The organism is Gillisia sp. Hel_I_86, from assembly GCF_007827275.1.
Classification (GTDB): Bacteria; Bacteroidota; Bacteroidia; order Flavobacteriales; family Flavobacteriaceae; genus Gillisia.
On record NZ_VISE01000001.1, the window covers coordinates 747386 to 764327 of the forward strand.

Consider the following 16942-nt stretch of genomic DNA (forward strand, 5'->3'; position numbering starts at 1 on the left):
GTATCGTCACCCTGAACTTGTTTCAGGGTCTATAATTACATTAAAAAATTAAAATACGTCAATGATAACTATTTTCAGGATCTACTCCAGTCTAACAGGGATGCTGAAACTCCAGCTGTTTCGGGACAGCAGGACGAAAAATGGCAAAATAAGCTATCCTTAGGATTTTGTGTTTAATGAGCTTAAGCTTTTGGCAAGAACACTTCAGCCATCATACAGCGGGCACTTCCCCCTCCACAGGTTTCTATTGTGCTTAAGTCTGAACTTAATATTTCACAATGCTTTTCTATAGTGCTAATCTGGGAATTCGTTAAACTTTTATGTGCAGCTGCACTCATCACCAAATATTTTTTATCTGCTTCTCCCTTTACTTGTAACATATTCCCTGCGAACTGATGCATTTGAGCCTCCGTGATAGTGATCACTTGTTTTCCATCTTGCTTTAAGTGTTTTAAAACACTTTTGCGCTCCTTGGCATCATCAATAGAATCTGCACATATCACAGCAAATTCTTCCGCCACACACATCATTACATTGGTATGGTAAATAGGCAATCTTTTACCATCTACATCTTGATAAGCATGAAAAATCACTGGAGAATATTCGAAATCTTCACAAAATTCAATAAGCAATTCCTCATCGGCCCTTACAGAGAGTGCACAATAGGCTTTTCTGTTTATCCGGTCCAGGATTAAAACCCCGGTGCCCTCTAAATATACTTTTTCATCTTCAGCTTCGGTATAATCCACAACATCTGAAATCTTAAAACCTTGAGCTTCCAAAACTTCAAAAAATTCCATTCTGCGCTCTCTACGCCTATTTTCAGCAAACATTGGATATACCGCCACTTTTCCATCTTGATGAAAGGAAACCCAGTTATTGGGGAAAATAGAATCTGGAGTATCAAAATCTTTTTTATCGTTTACAACAACCACATTTACTCCAACAGCTTTTAACTTGTTTACAAAAGCATCGAATTCATTTTGAGCTTTGGCATTTATCTCTTCATTCTTTAACTGAAGGTCTTCCTGAAAATAATTATTAACGGCAGTTTCTTCATTCATCCTGAAATTTACAGGACGAACCATTAGAATAGTATTTGTTATTTGCTCCATGGCTTTCTTATTCTCTTATTAATGGTAAGGTAGAACATCTTAATAATCCTTCTTGCTTGGAAATCTCAGCATAAGGAACTTTTTCTACTGTAATTCCCTGCTCCCTCAACCAAGTGTTCAATCTGGTAAAATTCCTTTCAGAAATTACAACATCTTCAGAAATTGAAAAAATATTGGAATTCATATTATACATCTCATCTCGGGTGATCTCAAATATATTTTCTTTTCCGAAGAGATTCACCAACCAATTATATTCTTCTTCAATTAAGAACCCTCCTTTATACATGATAGCCTTATTTTTACCAACGGGTTGAAAGCAACAATCCAAATGTAGTGCATTATCCTTGGCCACTGTATTGGATTTCCTCAAACTGAAGGAAACCACTTTTCTATTTGGAAATAATTCCTGAAGTGCCTTCACGCCTTTCATGTTGGTCCTTGCAGTAATAAAGTCCTTATAGTCTTCGCCCTTGTATGTACCTACCAAAATATAATCTTTATATGGCATCACATCCCCACCTTCAATATGTGCAGATTCTGGCATCGTCAAGATCTTATCTGGGTCTATCTGAACAAGTACATGGTTAATGGCCTCGATTTCTTCATCCCTATTGGGCAAAATATTGGCTATCACAAACTTGTCATCAATTACAAATGCGATATCCCTTGTAAAGATCTGATTATAATCTTCTATAATTTTTGGCCTAAAAACCTGAACATTGTACTTTTCAAAAACCGCAGCTACCGCTTCCATCTCTTTTACCATATCTTCTTCTAGTGGATATGTTCCAGCTTTGATATGTTCTGCAGATTTGGGATCGTAGGCGTCTTTATATTCGGGTGTCCCTCCATTACTTTTAGCCGTACCCAATACCACCGCTTTTAAAGGGGAAGTTTCACTCTTAATATTCAGTTTCAGCATTTTTGGTTGTTTTGTGCAAATATAAAAAAAGCTTCATTGGAAAATGAAGCTTTTAAAATTTATGAAATTCAAAATATTATCTATTATCGAGCTCATTAAAAGACCTTAAGTTTTCTCCAATATAAACTTGGCGTGGCCTCCCGATTGGTTCCTTTCCTAATCTCATCTCCCTCCATTGAGCGATCCATCCCGGCAATCTTCCTACTGCAAACATCACCGTGAACATTTCGGTTGGAATTCCCATTGCACGGTAAATAATTCCTGAATAGAAATCTACGTTGGGATACAATTTACGCTCTACGAAATATTCATCTTCCAAAGCTGCTTTTTCCAGGCTTTTAGCAATATCCAAAATAGGATCTTCTACCCCAAGTTCTGCTAAAACTTCATCTGCTGCTTTTTTAATGATTTTGGCCCTAGGGTCGAAATTCTTGTATACCCTATGCCCAAAGCCCATCAATCTAAATGGGTCTTCTTTATCTTTTGCTTTCGCTATGAATTTTGAAGTATCCCCACCATCGGCTTTGATCTCTTCCAGCATTTCGATAACTGCTTGGTTAGCTCCACCATGAAGTGGTCCCCATAATGCAGACACCCCGGCCGAAATTGAGGCAAATAACCCTGCTTTAGAAGAACCAACGATTCTTACTGTGGAAGTAGAGCAGTTTTGCTCGTGATCTGCATGTAGGATCAATAACTTATCCAAAGCTTCCACTACATTCTTATTCAGTTTATATTCTTCACCTGGTTTTTGGAACATCATTTTCAAGAAGCTCTCTACATAACCTAAATTGTTATCTCTATTTTCTAATGGTTGGTTATTTATTCTTCTTAATGTCCAAGCAGCAAGCGTTGGGAATTTGGCCAACAACTTAACAACTGCCTTGTACATATCTTCTTCAGAATCTACATTTACAGATTTTGGATTGAAGGCAATAAGGGCACTAGTTAGGGAAGAAAGCATTCCCATTGGGTGTGCCGTAGAGGGAAAGCCTTTTATCACCTTTTTCATATCAAGGTTCACTTCACTTTGAAGCTTGATATCTTCTTTAAATTTATCCAATTCCACCTTAGTTGGCAATTCACCGAAAATCAATAAAAACACCACTTCCAAAAAGTCGGCTTTTTCTGCCAATTCCTCTATGGAATATCCCCTATATCTTAAGATTCCCTTTTCCCCATCCAAAAATGTAATTGCACTTTCACAACTACCTGTATTCTTAAATCCCGGATCCAAGGTAATTACCCCCGACCCTCCTCTAAGATTCTTGATATCTATGGCAACTTCATTTTCTGATCCAACTATTACCGGGAATTCGTATTTCTTTCCATCTATCTCTAACGTAGCGACTTTTGACATATATTCTAAACTTTTTCTGATTAATTTTGCGGACTGCTAAAATACAAAATAAGCGTATAAAATAGTACCTAATCCAAAAGGAATTTCTCAATTAAAGTAGAATTTTAGTGGGTTTTTAGGAAAAAAGAGGAACAAAAAAGACCCTTTCAATATTGGAAAGGGTCTTAAATATAAAATATCTAAATATATTAAACCTTAAAGGCATTCATTTGTGGATAATATGCCACACTTTCCAGTTCTTCTTCAATCCTTAATAACTGATTGTATTTAGCCATTCTATCACTTCTGGAGGCAGAACCTGTTTTAATTTGACCCGTATTTAATGCCACTGCAAGATCTGCAATGGTATTATCTTCTGTTTCACCAGATCTGTGGGACATCACACAAGTGTACCCAGCATTTTTGGCCATATTCACTGTTGCAATTGTTTCAGTTAAAGTTCCAATTTGGTTTACTTTAATTAAAATAGAATTTGCAATTCCTTCCTTAATCCCTCTTGATAAACGCTCTACATTGGTCACAAAAAGATCGTCTCCAACAAGCTGCACTTTATCTCCACATTTATCTGTTAAAGATTTCCATCCTTCCCAGTCATTTTCATCCATACCATCTTCAATAGAAATAATAGGATATTTTTCTGAAAGCTCGGTCAGATAAGTTGCTTGCTCTTCACTAGTCCTTATTTTTCCTTGATCCCCTTCAAATTTTGTATAGTCGTATTTTCCTTTTACATAGAATTCCGCAGCAGCACAATCTAAGGCGATCATCACTTCATCCCCTCCTTTATAACCTGCATTTTTTATGGCAAGCAAAATAGTCTCCAAAGCATCTTCAGTTCCGTCCAAAGTTGGCGCAAAACCACCTTCATCTCCAACCGCAGTGCTCAAGCCCCTATCATGTAACACCTTTTTTAAATGATGAAAGATCTCCGACCCCATTTGCATGGCATGGGTAAAACTTTTTGCTTTTACAGGCATCACCATGAATTCCTGAAATGCGATTGGCGCATCACTATGTGAGCCTCCGTTAATGATATTCATCATTGGCACTGGAAGCGTATTAGCACTTACCCCTCCAATATATCTATATAATGGCAATCCAAGTTCCTGTGCAGCAGCTTTTGCCACGGCTAGGGAAACTCCTAAAATTGCATTTGCCCCCAATTTTGCTTTATTTGGAGTTCCGTCGATCTCGATCATTACCTGATCAATTAGATTTTGATCGAAAATTGAAAACCCCAAAAGTTCTTCGCCAATGATTTTATTTACATTATCCACCGCTTTGGAAACTCCTTTTCCCATATATGCTTTGCCGCCATCACGAAGCTCCACAGCTTCGTGTTCACCGGTAGACGCTCCAGAAGGGACCGCTGCCCTGCCCAGTATGCCATTTTCGGTTAATACATCTACTTCTACAGTTGGGTTTCCGCGTGAATCAAATATTTGACGGGCATGAATGTTTATTATTATACTCATAATATGGATTGTTTTTTGTTAACTGCAAGATACAAATACAGGTAGTATTATGAATAAAATTTTAAAATTTAAGGCTATTATTTGCGATAACGTTTTCGGATATAGGAACTTAAGAGAATAAAGTTTAATAATTTCTGATATTACTTTTTTCTGCTATTCTCTAAAAAAAGGTATTCTAAAATCTGAATTTCAGCATACTTCTCAAGGAGCTGGATATGAATAAATACTATTTTCCGAGTTTCCATCCTAATCGCAAACCTACCAAAAGAGAAACATAGGAATTATCTGCATTATCAAAAACATAACCTGCCCCAAGATTTAAATTTAATTTGAAACCACTACCATAATAACGCTGTAATCCCCATACTGGACCTAAGAAAACAGCAAAATCATCTTCGAATTCTATATCTCCAATAATTGGTTTTCCACTTCTTATACTGGCCATAGCCCCCACATAATTTCCACTATTATTTTCGATATTCTTTCCTTTCTTCATCCTCTTCTCTAAATTATAGTAAAAACGGTATTGAGATTCAAATGTTGGAAATATACCAAATTCGGTATCCCTATTAGATCCTCCAGTAAGCGCAAATCCTGTAGTTAAATTTAGATCGATAGTTGTTTTTTCTGAAAGCTTAGATTCCAATTCCAAACCAGGGGTAAGAAAATTAACCGAAAAAACTTTGTTAGATACTTCGGGAGATTTTTGATCTTGAGCTTGAATGCATAAACTTAGTAATAAGAATGTTGAGAGTAAAAAAAATTTCATAAAAAAGGGGGGAGTTAGTAAATTATATAATTTTTTGAATTATCGAAAAATTTTATTGCAAAAAAGAGACCAAAAACATATTTTTTCCTCTTTTTTACTGTTTTTTTAAAGGTCAATAGATACTTACCTATTGAAAAATTTATCAATGTCGCTATCTGTCAGGTTGAGCGTAGTCGAAACCTTTATTTAGAGAACGAAGAGTTCTCGACTGCACTCGAACTGATATTTTGGCAAAGATTAAAATACTGATTATTAACAGGATAATATGTGTTTATCTACTGATCTCTGTTATTTTATAATTATATGTTAGAAGTTTTTATTCGCTCTATAAATTCGTCGAATAAATAACTTGCATCATGTGGTCCCGGACTTGCTTCTGGATGATACTGTACAGAAAAACAATTCTTGTTGGTGATTTCCATTCCACCAATTGTATTATCATTTATACAAACGTGCGTGATCTTTACATTTGGATGTGCCTCCGTTTCTGCCCTATCTACAGAGAAACCGTGATTCTGAGAAGTGATCTCTCCTCTGCCGGTTTTTAAGTTAAGTACTGGATGGTTTATCCCTCGATGCCCATGATGCATCTTATAAGTGGAAATGCCATTTGCTATAGCTATAACTTGATGTCCCAAACAAATTCCAAATAATGGATGATCTTTCTCCAAAATTCTTTTGGTCAAATTAATAGCAGCGCTAAGTGGTTGTGGATCACCGGGACCATTAGAGAGAAAATATCCATCAGGGCTCCAAGAACTAAGGTCTTCATAAGTAGCATCAAAAGGAAATACTTTTATATAGGCATCCCTTTCAGCTAAATTTCTTAGAATATTTTTCTTAATTCCTATATCCAATGCTGCAATTTTATAAGTAGCGTTTTTATTTCCGAAGAAATAAGGTTCTTTAGTAGACACTTTTGAAGCTAATTCCAAACCATTCATATCTGGAACTGCTTTCAATTGCTCTTTAAGACCTTCTATATTATCTACATCTGTAGAAATAATAGCGTTCATTGCTCCATTCTCTCGGATATAAGCCACCAAGGCTCTGGTATCTATATCTGAGATAGCAAAAAGATTACTATCATCTAGAAAACTAGATAAGGATCCATCTGCCGAAGGACGAGAATAATTATAACTGAAATTCTTACAGATCAATCCTGAGATCTTGGCTTTTTCAGATTCGTTCTCTTCTTCCTTTACCCCATAATTTCCAATATGTGCATTGGTAGTAACCATTAATTGGCCAAAATAAGAGGGATCTGTAAAGATCTCCTGATATCCTGTCATCCCAGTATTAAAACATACTTCTCCTACTGCACTTCCATCTTTGTCTCCAACAGATTTTCCATGAAAAATGGTTCCGTCTGCTAAAAGAATAATTGCTTTTTTTCTAGTTTGGTATTTCATAATATTATTGCAGGCACTATTTATTTTTAACTATATGTGGCAAAATTAATTAAATGGTAGGAACCAAAAATATATTTTTCACTTTTATGCTTAAAAAAAAGGGATAAACCATGTTGGCTTATCCCTTTTAATAATTTTGATCAGAAAAGAATCATTGTTAGTCTTCTTTTTTATCGTCTTTTTTGTCAGCCTTTTTCTCAGCTTTCTTTTCAGAAGTTTTAGTTTCAGCTTTTGCCGTAGTTCCTTCTGTAGCTTTCTTTTTACCAGCTCTACGAGTAGATTTTTTCTTCTCTGGCTTCGTAAGGTTGTAGATTTCGTTGTAATCAACTAATTCTATCATTGCCATATCCGCGTTATCACCAAGTCTATTACCTAATTTGATAATTCTTGTATATCCACCCGGACGGTCACCTATTTTAGCAGCAACATCTCGGAACAATTCTGCAACGAAATCTTTCTGACGAAGTTTAGCGAAAACCAATCTTCTGTTGTGAGTTGTATCTTCTTTGGATTTTGTGATCAAAGGCTCCACAAACTGCTTTAAAGCTTTCGCTTTAGCAACAGTGGTGTTTATTCTTTTATGCTCAATTAGGGAACACGCCATGTTAGCCAACATTGACTTACGATGTGCCGTTTTTCTTCCTAAATGATTTATTTTTTTTCCGTGTCTCATTACTATTCTCTTTTAGACTAAGATTTCCTGTAAAGGATCGTACTAGTCTTTATCCAATTTATATTTTGAAAGATCCATTCCAAAGTTTAAACCTTTATTGTTCACAAGCTCTTCCAGCTCGGTCAAAGATTTCTTCCCGAAATTACGGAACTTCATCAAGTCATTTTTGTTGTAGGATACTAAATCACCCAAGGTGTCAACTTCAGCAGCCTTTAAACAGTTAAGCGCCCTTACAGAAAGATCCATATCTACCAATTTGGTTTTTAGCAACTGTCTCATGTGAAGGGATTCTTCATCATAAGTTTCAGTTTGTGCTATCTCATCTGCCTCTAGCGTAATACGCTCATCAGAGAACAACATAAAATGGTGGATCAAGGTTTTTGCAGCTTCTGTTAATGCATCCTTAGGATGAATAGAACCGTCCGAGATGATTTCAAAAACCAATTTTTCATAATCGGTTTTTTGCTCTACACGGAAGTTCTCGATGCTATATTTCACATTTTTGATCGGAGTGTACACCGAATCTGTAAAAATAGTACCTAAAGGTGCGTTTGCTTTTTTGTTTTCTTCTGCAGGAACATACCCACGACCTTTTTCCACTGAAAGTTCCATGTTGAAACTCACTTTTTTATCAAGGTTACAAATCACTAAATCTGGATTTAGGATCTGGAAACCAGAGATGAATTTTTGAAAATGACCGGCTGTAAGCTGCTCTTGTCCAGAAACAGAAATTGTAACGGCTTCATTGTCTATTTCATCAATTTGCCTTTTAAACCTTACTTGTTTCAGGTTTAATATAATTTCTGTAACATCTTCCACTACCCCAGGGATAGTAGAGAATTCGTGATCAACCCCCTCAATGCGAACTGAAGTTATTGCGAATCCTTCTAAAGATGATAACAGTACTCTCCTTAAAGCGTTACCAACAGTTAATCCATATCCTGGTTCCAAAGGGCGAAATTCAAACTTCCCTTCGAATTCAGTGGAATCAATCATTATAACTTTATCGGGCTTCTGAAAATTTAGTATTGCCATATTACGACTTCTGTGAATTATTATTTCGAATATAATTCGACTATGAATTGTTCATTTATATTTTCTGGAATCTGTACTCTTGCAGGAACAGAAACAAACGTTCCTTGCTTAGTTTCGTTGTTCCAGGTCATCCACTCATAAGTGGCACTTGAATTTGCAAGCGAATTATTGATCGCTTCCAAAGATTTAGATTTTTCCCTTACCGCAATTACATCTCCTGGCTTCACTTGGTAAGATGGTACGTTTAATACATCTCCGTTTACAGTGATGTGCCTGTGGGAAACCAATTGTCTCGCACCACTTCTAGAAGGAGAAACTCCCATTCTGTAAACTACATTATCTAATCTGGATTCACATAATTGCAAAAGAACCTCACCAGTAATACCGGTAGATCTGGTTGCTTTTTCAAACATGTTCCTGAACTGACGCTCCAATACACCATACGTGTACTTTGCTTTTTGCTTCTCCATTAATTGGATTGCATATTCAGATTTTTTACCTCTTCTACGGTTGTTACCATGTTGTCCCGGAGGGTAATTTCTTTTTTCGAAAGACTTGTCGTCTCCGAATATAGCCTCGCCAAATTTACGAGCTATTTTAGTCTTTGGACCAGTATATCTTGCCATTGAAAATTGTTTTTTTAAGAAAGCGATCAGGAATTAAGGTCACTGTCCTTCGCAGATCTTGTTGCTTTCTCGTTTATACTTAATAATTAATTAAACCCTACGTCTTTTAGGAGGTCTACATCCATTGTGCGGCAAAGGAGTAACATCGATAATTTCGGTTACTTCTATTCCTGAATTGTGGATAGAACGCATAGCAGATTCCCTACCATTTCCTGGTCCTTTAACATATACTTTTACTTTTCTTAAACCAGCTTCATGTGCAACTTTCGATGCATCTTCAGCAGCTAATTGAGCGGCGTAGGGAGTGTTTTTCTTAGATCCTCTAAAACCCATTTTACCGGCAGATGACCAAGAGATCAAATCTCCTTTTTTGTTTGTTAAAGAAATAATGATGTTGTTAAAAGAAGCAGTAATATGCGCTTCTCCATTAGACTCAACGATTACTTTACGTTTCTTTTGAGCAGTTTTTTGAGTTTTTGCCATCTTACTTATTATTTAGTTGCTTTCTTCTTATTGGCAACTGTTTTTCTTCTACCTTTTCTGGTTCTTGAATTGTTCTTAGTTCTTTGCCCCCTTAATGGAAGACCAGATCTATGACGCACACCACGGTAACATCCTATATCCATAAGACGTTTGATACTCATTTGCACTTCTGAACGTAATTCACCTTCAATTTTAAAAGTTCCAACAGCTTCACGAATCCTACCAATTTGGTCATCGTCCCAATCTGAAACTTTAATACTCTCGTCTACGTTGGCTTCTTTCAGGATTCTTTCAGCCCTACTTTTGCCAATTCCGAAGATATAGGTCAATGCTATAACTCCGCGTTTTTGTTTTGGTATATCAACACCTGCAATTCTAGCCATAACTTAACCTTGTCTTTGTTTAAATTTTGGATTCTTTTTGTTAATCACGTAAAGTCTACCTTTTCTGCGCACTATTTTGCAGTCGGCACTTCTTTTTTTAACTGATGCTCTTACTTTCATCTTAATTAGTATCTGTAAGTTATTCGAGCCTTAGATAAATCGTAAGGACTCATTTCTAATTTCACTTTATCGCCAGGAAGTAATTTAATATAATGCATACGCATCTTTCCTGAAATGTGGGCGGTCACCACGTGGCCGTTCTCAAGTTCCACACGAAACATAGCATTTGATAATGCTTCTATAATTGTTCCGTCTTGTTCTATTGCTGATTGCTTTGCCATAGTTATGCTACTGCTTTTCTATTTTTACCGGTTTTCATCAAACCATCGTAATGTCTATTCAACAAGTATGAATTCACTTGCTGCATAGTATCAATCGCAACCCCCACCATAATCAACAATGAGGTACCTCCAAAGAACAATGCCCATCCCTGTTGTACACCCAACAGTTGATACACTATAGCAGGGAACACTGCTATAAGAGCGAGGAAAATTGAACCCGGAAGGGTTATCTGAGACATGATTCTATCTAAGTACTCTGCAGTATCCCCCCCTGGACGAATCCCAGGTATAAATCCACCACTTCTCTTAAGATCATCTGCCATTTTATTGGTAGGTACTGTAATTGCCGTATAAAAGTAAGTAAATACTATAATTAACAACGCAAAAACCAAGTTGTACCAAAATCCAAATATATCACTAAACGCAGCTGCAACACCTTGAGAAGTCTCTCCATCGGAAAGTCCTGCCACGGCAGCTGGTATAAACATTATTGCCTGAGCGAAGATAATAGGCATTACTCCAGAAGCATTCAATTTAAGCGGAATGTATTGTCTTGATCCAAATACATTCTTCTCATATCCTCCAGATGCCGTTCTTCGCGCATATTGCACTGCTATTTGCCGGACAGCCATCACTAACATGATAGAAGCCATTATAATAGCAAACCAAATTACCAATTCTATAAGGATCATAACCAATCCACCATTGGACTCAAATACCCGGGAAGCAAATTCCTGAATAAAAGCCTGAGGCAATGTTGCTATAATACCAACCATAATCAATAAGGAAATACCATTCCCTATTCCTTTATCGGTAATTTTTTCACCTAACCACATTGCAAATATAGTTCCGGTAGTAAGAATTATTACCGAGGATGCAACAAAAGTTACAGTGTTACCCAATAAAAAGGCACTTTGAGGTAGGGTAGCAAACAAGTTATAAATATAACCCGGCCCTTGAACCAAGGTAATAGCAATAGTCAACCATCTTGTTATCTGGTTGATCCTTCTTCTTCCGCTTTCTCCTTCTTTTTGAAGTTTCTGCAAGTAAGGAACTGCGATTCCCATTAACTGCACCACAATGGAAGCAGAGATGTAGGGCATAATTCCCAATGCAAAAACGGAAGCGTTTGAAAAAGCACCACCTGTAAATGCGTTAAGCAGACCCAAAAGCCCACTTTCAGTTTGACTAGCTAGGTTAGATAACTGTGAAGCATCTATCCCAGGAAGCACAACCTGTGCACCAAAACGGTATACCAATAACAAACCAAGGGTCACTAAAATTCTATTTTTTAGTTCCTCAATTTTCCAAATATTTTTTATAGTATTGATAAATTTCATCTTTTATCTATTATAAAGTAACTACTTCTCCTCCGGCAGCTTCGATAGCTTCCTTGGCCGAGGCAGTAAATTTATGAACAGATATTTTCAATGTTGCTTTTAATTCCCCTCTACCTAATATCTTTACTAATTCGTTTTTACGAGCCAGTCCGTTTTCTACTAAAACTTGCATATCCACGGTGTCTTTAACACGTCCGCTATCTACAAGCCCTTGAAGTGTATCAAGGTTGATCCCTTGATAATCTTTACGGTTGATGTTGGTGAAACCAAATTTAGGCACTCTTCGTTGAAGTGGCATTTGCCCACCTTCAAAACCTATTTTTCTAGAGTAACCAGAACGAGATTTAGCTCCCTTATGTCCACGGGTAGCTGTTCCTCCTTTACCGGATCCCTGTCCTCTACCTACACGCTTACTGTTATTTTGAACTGAACCTTTCGCAGGTCTTAAGTTACTTAAATCCATGTGAGTTTATTATTTTGTTTCCTCTACAGAAACTAAGTGTTGAACTTTATTTACCATACCAAGGATGTTTGGTGTGTTTTCGTGCTCTACAACTTGGTTAAGTCTTCTTAAACCAAGTGCTTCTAAAGTACGTTTCTGGTTTGCAGTACGTTTGATCGCACTTTTAACCTGCTTTACATATATCTTTGCCATCTTGTCCTTGTATTATCCTTTAAAAACTTTGTCTAATGTAATACCACGTTGTTTAGCTACGGTTTGAGCGCTACGCAATTGCAATAGGGCATCAAAAGTTGCTTTTACAACGTTATGCGGGTTTGAAGATCCTTGGTTTTTTGAAAGTACATCATGTACACCAACAGCCTCCAATACGGCACGAATTGCACCACCAGCTATTACTCCGGTACCAGTTGCAGCAGGGATCAATAAAACCCTTGCTCCACCATATTTACCTTTTTGCTCATGGGGAATAGATCCTTTATAAATGGGGATTCTTACCAAATTCTTTTTGGCATCCTCAATGGATTTTGCGATTGCACTAGCAACGTCCTTGGATTTTCCCAATCCTTGACCTACTACTCCATCCTCATTACCTACTACTACAATAGCAGAAAAACCAAATGCTCTACCACCTTTTGTAACTTTTGTAACACGTTGCACACCAACCAAACGATCTTTTAATTCAAGGCCTGCTGGTTTTACAAGTTCTACATTTTTATAATCTTGATACATATCTTATTAGAATTTTAGTCCTCCTTCACGAGCACCATCTGCCAATGATTTAACTCTTCCGTGATATAAATAACCACCTCTATCAAAAGAGATCGAATCTATTCCGGCCTTTAACGCTTTTTCTGCCAAAGCTTTACCAACCAAGGCAGCTTTCTCCAACTTATTACTATCAGAAGCAGTTACGTCTTTATCTCTAGAAGAAGCGGCAACCAACGTTGTACCTTCAACATCGTCCACTATTTGAGCATAAATTTCTTTATTGCTTCTAAATACAGCCAATCTAGGGCGACTTTGGGTTCCCGTAATATCTTTACGGATCCTCTTCTTAATCTTTGTTCTTCTTGCTTGTTTTGAAAATGCCATATCTACACTTTATTAAGCTGATTTACCAGCTTTTCTTCTTAATTGTTCTCCTACAAACTTGATTCCTTTTCCTTTGTACGGCTCTGGAGCACGGAAGGAACGAATTTTAGCTGCTATTTGACCAACCAATTGCTTATCATGGGAAGACAATTTCACGATTGGGTTTTTCCCTTTATCTGAAACGGTCTCTACCTTCACCTCTGGTGCTAGTTCAAAAACAATATTATGGGAGAATCCTACAGCTAGTTCTAATTTTTGTCCTTGGTTGGAAGCACGATAACCTACTCCTACCAGTTCCAATTCTTTAGTATACCCTTTGGATACTCCTTCAATCATATTATTTACCAAAGAACGGTATAACCCGTGCTTTGCTTTTTGGTCCTTCTTATCTGAAGAGCGCTCAAAAGTAATCAAATCATCTTCAATTTTCACATCGATGTCTTTAATTTCTTGAGTTAGTTCGCCCAATTTTCCTTTTACCGTCACCACCTTGTCTTTCAGGCTAACTGTAACGCCTTCTGGGATAGTGATTGGGTTTTTACCTATTCTTGACATTTCTTAAGTCTTTAAGTATTAGTAAACGTAGCATAAAACTTCACCACCAACTTTTTCAGCTTGGGCTTGCCTACCTGTCATAACTCCGTGAGAAGTAGAAACGATAGCAATTCCAAGACCGTTTAAGATACGTGGAACTTCATTTGCTCCTGCATATTTACGTAAACCTGGTTTACTTATTCGTTGAATTTTCTTAATTACAGGGTCTTTAGTAAGTTTGTCGTACTTAAGAGCTATCTTGATAGTACCTTGTGCGGTAGTATCTTCAAACTTGTAACTAAGAATATATCCTTGATCGAACAATATTTTAGTGATCTCCTTTTTAAGATTAGATGCTGGGATCTCTACCACTCTATGGTTGGCAGACACCGCATTTCTAATTCTTGTTAAATAATCTGCAACTGGATCTGTAGTCATTTTTTTAATTTACGACAAGGGTTTTCAGTCTTTACTGAACCTTTCATCAATTTATAATATTACCAACTAGCTTTTCTTACTCCTGGAATTAATCCTTGGTTGGCCATTTCCCTAAACATAACCCGGGAAAGTCCAAATTGTCTCATGTATCCTTTAGGTCTTCCTGTTAATTTACAACGGTTGTGTAAACGCACTGGAGAGGCATTTTTTGGAAGTTTTTGCAATCCTTCAAAATCACCGGCTTCTTTCAAAGCTTTGCGTTTTTCAGCATATTTCTTCACCACTTCTTGTCTCTTCACCTCACGGGCTTTCATTGATTCTTTAGCCATATCTTAATTCTTTTTAAAAGGTAAACCTAGTTCCGTTAGCAATGATTTTGCTTCCTTGTCTGTTGGTGCGGAAGTTACAAAAGTGATATCCATCCCTGAAATTTTATTCACTTTATCAATATCGATCTCTGGGAAGATGATTTGCTCGGTAACACCTAAATTATAATTCCCTCTTCCATCAAAACCTGTAGCCTTGATACCACTAAAATCACGAACCCTTGGAAGGGCAGAGGTGATAAAACGATCTAGGAATTCGTACATTTTCTCACCACGTAACGTAACTTTTGCCCCAATTGGCATTCCTTTACGCAATTTAAATGAAGCAACATCCTTTTTAGAAATGGTTGATACCGCTTTTTGACCAGTGATCATAGTTAATTCATCTACGGCATGGTCAATAAGTTTTTTATCTGCGACAGCTGCTCCAACTCCACGGCTTAAAACTATCTTTTGTAGTTTTGGAACCTGCATGATGTTTGAGTAACTGAATTCTTCTGTAAGAGCAGACACTACTCTGTCTTTATACTCTTGTTTAAGTCTTGGTGCGTATGCCATAACTAAATTACTTCATTTGATTTTTTGGAAAATCTCACTTTCTTGCCATCTTCCATTCTATAACCAATACGGGTAGTATCCCCCTTTTTATCGATTAAGGATAAGTTGGATAAATGGATAGGTGCTTCCTTCTTAACTATACCTCCTTGTGGGTTGGATGCACTTGGTTTCTCATGTTTAGAGACCATATTTACACCTTCCACAATTGCTTTATTTTTATCTCGAAGAATTTTTTGAACTTTTCCTTCTTGACCTTTATGGTCTCCGGCAATAAGTCTAACTGTATCTCCAGATTTTATTTTCAGCTTTGTCATTATTTCTATGTATTAAAGCACCTCTGGTGCTAATGATACAATCTTCATGAATTGTTTATCACGAAGTTCACGTGCTACTGGACCAAATACACGGGTACCGCGCATTTCGCCAGTTGGATTTAGAAGAACACATGCGTTGTCATCAAAACGGATATATGATCCATCTGGCCTACGCACTTCTTTCTTGGTACGAACAACAACTGCCGTTGAAACTGCACCCTTCTTAATGTTTCCATTAGGTGTAGCTTCTTTAACGCTGACAACTATTTTGTCTCCAACAGAAGCGTATCTTCTTTTTGTACCTCCTAATACCCTAATGGTCAAAACTTCTTTTGCCCCGGTATTGTCTGCTACTCTTAATCTAGACTCTTGTTGTACCATTTTACTTAGCTCTTTCTATAATTTCTACTAATCTCCAACATTTGGATTTACTCAATGGACGTGTCTCCATTATTTTTACTGTATCTCCAATATTGCAGTCATTTGTTTCGTCGTGAGCCACGTATTTTTTCGTTTTTAAAACGAATTTACCATACATGGGATGTTTTACCTTTTTAACTTCAGCAACCACAATTGATTTCTGCATTTTATTACTGGTAACTACACCTATACGCTCTTTTCTTAAATTTCTTTTTTCCATCTTTCAGCAGAATAACACTTATTGTTGTTCTCTTTTAGTTAACTCTGTAGCAATTCTCGCTATAGATCTTCTTACAACTCTTAGTTGTATTGGGTTCTCCAATGGCGAAACTGCGTGAGCCATTTTTAAATCTGAATATGCTTTTCTGGATTTACCAAGTTCTTCTTGTAAATCTGCTACAGATGATTCTCTTACTTCTGATTGTTTCATAACTTCTCTTAATTAAGCTTGATAATCCCTAGCTACGATAAACTTAGTTTTCACAGGCAATTTCTGTGCTGCAAGACGCAATGCTTCTTTAGCAACATCAAAAGGAACTCCTCCTATTTCAAATAAGATCCTTCCCGGTTTTACAACTGCTGCCCAATATTCTACAGCACCCTTACCTTTACCCATACGCACTTCAAGAGGTTTCTTTGTAATAGGCTTGTCTGGAAATATTTTAATCCATAACGAACCTTCTCTTTTCATAAAACGGGTAGCGGCGATACGAGCTGCTTCTATTTGACGTGCAGTAAGGAAACTTGAGTCCAATGATTTGATCCCGAATGTTCCGTTTGAAAGTCTATGCCCTCTTTGAGAGTTTCCTTTCATACGGCCCTTTTGCATCTTACGATATTTTGTTCTTTTAGGCTGTAACATT

27 protein-coding genes are annotated in these 16942 nt (G+C 37.0%); all 27 read right to left on the reverse strand.

Annotated features, from left to right (window positions below):
- Positions 1–182: 182 nt before the first annotated feature.
- The 27 genes from ctlX to rplP all read right to left on the reverse strand — a co-directional run bounded on the left by ctlX (position 183) and on the right by rplP (position 16941).
- A complete protein-coding gene (gene ctlX, locus JM83_RS03245; RefSeq protein ID WP_144959330.1) occupies positions 183–1115 on the reverse strand; it encodes a citrulline utilization hydrolase CtlX in 933 nt (310 codons plus the stop codon).
- Between the two features lie 7 nt (positions 1116–1122).
- Positions 1123–2037 carry a dimethylarginine dimethylaminohydrolase family protein gene (locus tag JM83_RS03250; protein ID WP_144959332.1) on the reverse strand — a complete coding sequence of 305 codons (915 nt, stop codon included), beginning with the start codon at positions 2035–2037 and terminating at the stop codon, positions 1123–1125.
- Between the two features lie 76 nt (positions 2038–2113).
- Positions 2114–3397, reverse strand: a complete 1284-nt coding sequence (locus JM83_RS03255; RefSeq protein ID WP_144959334.1) for a citrate synthase — start codon at positions 3395–3397, stop codon at positions 2114–2116.
- Between the two features lie 188 nt (positions 3398–3585).
- Complete coding sequence (gene eno, locus JM83_RS03260) at positions 3586–4872, reverse strand: phosphopyruvate hydratase (RefSeq protein WP_144959336.1); 1287 nt, start codon at positions 4870–4872, stop codon at positions 3586–3588.
- A 226-nt stretch (positions 4873–5098) separates the two neighbouring features.
- Positions 5099–5641 (reverse strand): hypothetical protein, encoded by a 543-nt coding sequence (locus JM83_RS03265; protein WP_144959338.1) that lies wholly within the window; start codon positions 5639–5641, stop codon positions 5099–5101.
- A gap of 299 nt (positions 5642–5940) precedes the next feature.
- On the reverse strand, positions 5941–7053 hold the full coding sequence (carA, locus tag JM83_RS03270; protein ID WP_144959340.1) for a glutamine-hydrolyzing carbamoyl-phosphate synthase small subunit: 1113 nt from the start codon (positions 7051–7053) through the stop codon (positions 5941–5943).
- Between the two features lie 157 nt (positions 7054–7210).
- Positions 7211–7726 (reverse strand): 50S ribosomal protein L17, encoded by a 516-nt coding sequence (gene rplQ, locus JM83_RS03275; RefSeq protein WP_144959342.1) that lies wholly within the window; start codon positions 7724–7726, stop codon positions 7211–7213.
- 42 nt (positions 7727–7768) lie between these two features.
- Positions 7769–8761, reverse strand: coding sequence for a DNA-directed RNA polymerase subunit alpha (locus JM83_RS03280; protein WP_010230049.1), 993 nt, complete (start codon positions 8759–8761; stop codon positions 7769–7771).
- Between the two features lie 20 nt (positions 8762–8781).
- The gene (gene rpsD, locus JM83_RS03285; protein WP_144959344.1) at positions 8782–9387 is read right to left on the reverse strand and encodes a 30S ribosomal protein S4; all 606 of its coding nucleotides are present in this window, start codon (positions 9385–9387) and stop codon (positions 8782–8784) included.
- A gap of 90 nt (positions 9388–9477) precedes the next feature.
- On the reverse strand, positions 9478–9870 hold the full coding sequence (gene rpsK, locus JM83_RS03290; protein ID WP_010230055.1) for a 30S ribosomal protein S11: 393 nt from the start codon (positions 9868–9870) through the stop codon (positions 9478–9480).
- Positions 9871–9878: 8 nt separating this feature from the next.
- A complete protein-coding gene (rpsM, locus tag JM83_RS03295; protein ID WP_144959346.1) occupies positions 9879–10253 on the reverse strand; it encodes a 30S ribosomal protein S13 in 375 nt (124 codons plus the stop codon).
- 3 nt (positions 10254–10256) lie between these two features.
- Entirely contained in the window at positions 10257–10373 is a 117-nt protein-coding gene (gene ykgO / locus JM83_RS03300) for a type B 50S ribosomal protein L36 (protein ID WP_009779203.1), read from the reverse strand.
- 5 nt (positions 10374–10378) lie between these two features.
- Positions 10379–10594: a translation initiation factor IF-1 gene (infA, locus tag JM83_RS03305; RefSeq protein WP_006988529.1), complete on the reverse strand. Its 216-nt coding sequence runs from the start codon at positions 10592–10594 to the stop codon at positions 10379–10381.
- A gap of 2 nt (positions 10595–10596) precedes the next feature.
- The gene (gene secY, locus JM83_RS03310) at positions 10597–11934 is read right to left on the reverse strand and encodes a preprotein translocase subunit SecY (protein WP_121346459.1); all 1338 of its coding nucleotides are present in this window, start codon (positions 11932–11934) and stop codon (positions 10597–10599) included.
- 10 nt (positions 11935–11944) lie between these two features.
- Positions 11945–12397 (reverse strand): 50S ribosomal protein L15, encoded by a 453-nt coding sequence (gene rplO / locus JM83_RS03315; RefSeq protein WP_144959348.1) that lies wholly within the window; start codon positions 12395–12397, stop codon positions 11945–11947.
- Between the two features lie 9 nt (positions 12398–12406).
- Positions 12407–12589 (reverse strand): 50S ribosomal protein L30, encoded by a 183-nt coding sequence (rpmD, locus tag JM83_RS03320; RefSeq protein ID WP_144959350.1) that lies wholly within the window; start codon positions 12587–12589, stop codon positions 12407–12409.
- Positions 12590–12601: 12 nt separating this feature from the next.
- Positions 12602–13126, reverse strand: coding sequence for a 30S ribosomal protein S5 (gene rpsE, locus JM83_RS03325; RefSeq protein WP_010230068.1), 525 nt, complete (start codon positions 13124–13126; stop codon positions 12602–12604).
- Positions 13127–13132: 6 nt separating this feature from the next.
- Positions 13133–13489 (reverse strand): 50S ribosomal protein L18, encoded by a 357-nt coding sequence (gene rplR, locus JM83_RS03330; protein WP_144959352.1) that lies wholly within the window; start codon positions 13487–13489, stop codon positions 13133–13135.
- A 12-nt stretch (positions 13490–13501) separates the two neighbouring features.
- Positions 13502–14044, reverse strand: coding sequence for a 50S ribosomal protein L6 (gene rplF, locus JM83_RS03335; RefSeq protein WP_144959354.1), 543 nt, complete (start codon positions 14042–14044; stop codon positions 13502–13504).
- 18 nt (positions 14045–14062) lie between these two features.
- Positions 14063–14461: a 30S ribosomal protein S8 gene (gene rpsH, locus JM83_RS03340; RefSeq protein WP_144959356.1), complete on the reverse strand. Its 399-nt coding sequence runs from the start codon at positions 14459–14461 to the stop codon at positions 14063–14065.
- Between the two features lie 59 nt (positions 14462–14520).
- Complete coding sequence (gene rpsN / locus JM83_RS03345) at positions 14521–14790, reverse strand: 30S ribosomal protein S14 (RefSeq protein WP_144959358.1); 270 nt, start codon at positions 14788–14790, stop codon at positions 14521–14523.
- A 3-nt stretch (positions 14791–14793) separates the two neighbouring features.
- Positions 14794–15345: a 50S ribosomal protein L5 gene (rplE, locus tag JM83_RS03350; RefSeq protein WP_144959360.1), complete on the reverse strand. Its 552-nt coding sequence runs from the start codon at positions 15343–15345 to the stop codon at positions 14794–14796.
- 2 nt (positions 15346–15347) lie between these two features.
- A complete protein-coding gene (rplX, locus tag JM83_RS03355; RefSeq protein WP_144959362.1) occupies positions 15348–15659 on the reverse strand; it encodes a 50S ribosomal protein L24 in 312 nt (103 codons plus the stop codon).
- A gap of 12 nt (positions 15660–15671) precedes the next feature.
- Positions 15672–16040 (reverse strand): 50S ribosomal protein L14, encoded by a 369-nt coding sequence (gene rplN / locus JM83_RS03360; protein ID WP_010230087.1) that lies wholly within the window; start codon positions 16038–16040, stop codon positions 15672–15674.
- A 1-nt stretch (position 16041) separates the two neighbouring features.
- Positions 16042–16299: a 30S ribosomal protein S17 gene (rpsQ, locus tag JM83_RS03365; RefSeq protein WP_006988541.1), complete on the reverse strand. Its 258-nt coding sequence runs from the start codon at positions 16297–16299 to the stop codon at positions 16042–16044.
- Between the two features lie 18 nt (positions 16300–16317).
- The gene (gene rpmC / locus JM83_RS03370; RefSeq protein ID WP_144959364.1) at positions 16318–16509 is read right to left on the reverse strand and encodes a 50S ribosomal protein L29; all 192 of its coding nucleotides are present in this window, start codon (positions 16507–16509) and stop codon (positions 16318–16320) included.
- A gap of 12 nt (positions 16510–16521) precedes the next feature.
- Entirely contained in the window at positions 16522–16941 is a 420-nt protein-coding gene (gene rplP, locus JM83_RS03375; protein WP_144959366.1) for a 50S ribosomal protein L16, read from the reverse strand.
- Position 16942 lies beyond the last annotated feature (1 nt).

Coding starts and splice junctions, on each gene's coding strand:
- carA (WP_144959340.1), bottom strand. CDS start 7,053: ATGAAATACCAAACTAGAAAAAAAGCAATTATTCTTTTAGCAGACGGA.
- JM83_RS03265 (WP_144959338.1), bottom strand. CDS start 5,641: ATGAAATTTTTTTTACTCTCAACATTCTTATTACTAAGTTTATGCATT.
- ykgO (WP_009779203.1), bottom strand. CDS start 10,373: ATGAAAGTAAGAGCATCAGTTAAAAAAAGAAGTGCCGACTGCAAAATA.
- JM83_RS03255 (WP_144959334.1), bottom strand. CDS start 3,397: ATGTCAAAAGTCGCTACGTTAGAGATAGATGGAAAGAAATACGAATTC.
- rpsK (WP_010230055.1), bottom strand. CDS start 9,870: ATGGCAAAAACTCAAAAAACTGCTCAAAAGAAACGTAAAGTAATCGTT.
- rplF (WP_144959354.1), bottom strand. CDS start 14,044: ATGTCAAGAATAGGTAAAAACCCAATCACTATCCCAGAAGGCGTTACA.
- rplQ (WP_144959342.1), bottom strand. CDS start 7,726: ATGAGACACGGAAAAAAAATAAATCATTTAGGAAGAAAAACGGCACAT.
- JM83_RS03250 (WP_144959332.1), bottom strand. CDS start 2,037: ATGCTGAAACTGAATATTAAGAGTGAAACTTCCCCTTTAAAAGCGGTG.
- rpsE (WP_010230068.1), bottom strand. CDS start 13,126: ATGTATCAAGATTATAAAAATGTAGAACTTGTAAAACCAGCAGGCCTT.
- infA (WP_006988529.1), bottom strand. CDS start 10,594: ATGGCAAAGCAATCAGCAATAGAACAAGACGGAACAATTATAGAAGCA.
- eno (WP_144959336.1), bottom strand. CDS start 4,872: ATGAGTATAATAATAAACATTCATGCCCGTCAAATATTTGATTCACGC.
- rplE (WP_144959360.1), bottom strand. CDS start 15,345: ATGGCATACGCACCAAGACTTAAACAAGAGTATAAAGACAGAGTAGTG.
- rplP (WP_144959366.1), bottom strand. CDS start 16,941: ATGTTACAGCCTAAAAGAACAAAATATCGTAAGATGCAAAAGGGCCGT.
- secY (WP_121346459.1), bottom strand. CDS start 11,934: ATGAAATTTATCAATACTATAAAAAATATTTGGAAAATTGAGGAACTA.
- rpmD (WP_144959350.1), bottom strand. CDS start 12,589: ATGGCAAAGATATATGTAAAGCAGGTTAAAAGTGCGATCAAACGTACT.
- rplX (WP_144959362.1), bottom strand. CDS start 15,659: ATGACAAAGCTGAAAATAAAATCTGGAGATACAGTTAGACTTATTGCC.
- JM83_RS03280 (WP_010230049.1), bottom strand. CDS start 8,761: ATGGCAATACTAAATTTTCAGAAGCCCGATAAAGTTATAATGATTGAT.
- rpmC (WP_144959364.1), bottom strand. CDS start 16,509: ATGAAACAATCAGAAGTAAGAGAATCATCTGTAGCAGATTTACAAGAA.
- rplN (WP_010230087.1), bottom strand. CDS start 16,040: ATGGTACAACAAGAGTCTAGATTAAGAGTAGCAGACAATACCGGGGCA.
- rpsM (WP_144959346.1), bottom strand. CDS start 10,253: ATGGCTAGAATTGCAGGTGTTGATATACCAAAACAAAAACGCGGAGTT.
- rpsH (WP_144959356.1), bottom strand. CDS start 14,461: ATGACTACAGATCCAGTTGCAGATTATTTAACAAGAATTAGAAATGCG.
- rplO (WP_144959348.1), bottom strand. CDS start 12,397: ATGGATTTAAGTAACTTAAGACCTGCGAAAGGTTCAGTTCAAAATAAC.
- rpsD (WP_144959344.1), bottom strand. CDS start 9,387: ATGGCAAGATATACTGGTCCAAAGACTAAAATAGCTCGTAAATTTGGC.
- ctlX (WP_144959330.1), bottom strand. CDS start 1,115: ATGGAGCAAATAACAAATACTATTCTAATGGTTCGTCCTGTAAATTTC.
- rpsN (WP_144959358.1), bottom strand. CDS start 14,790: ATGGCTAAAGAATCAATGAAAGCCCGTGAGGTGAAGAGACAAGAAGTG.
- rplR (WP_144959352.1), bottom strand. CDS start 13,489: ATGGCATTTTCAAAACAAGCAAGAAGAACAAAGATTAAGAAGAGGATC.
- rpsQ (WP_006988541.1), bottom strand. CDS start 16,299: ATGGAAAAAAGAAATTTAAGAAAAGAGCGTATAGGTGTAGTTACCAGT.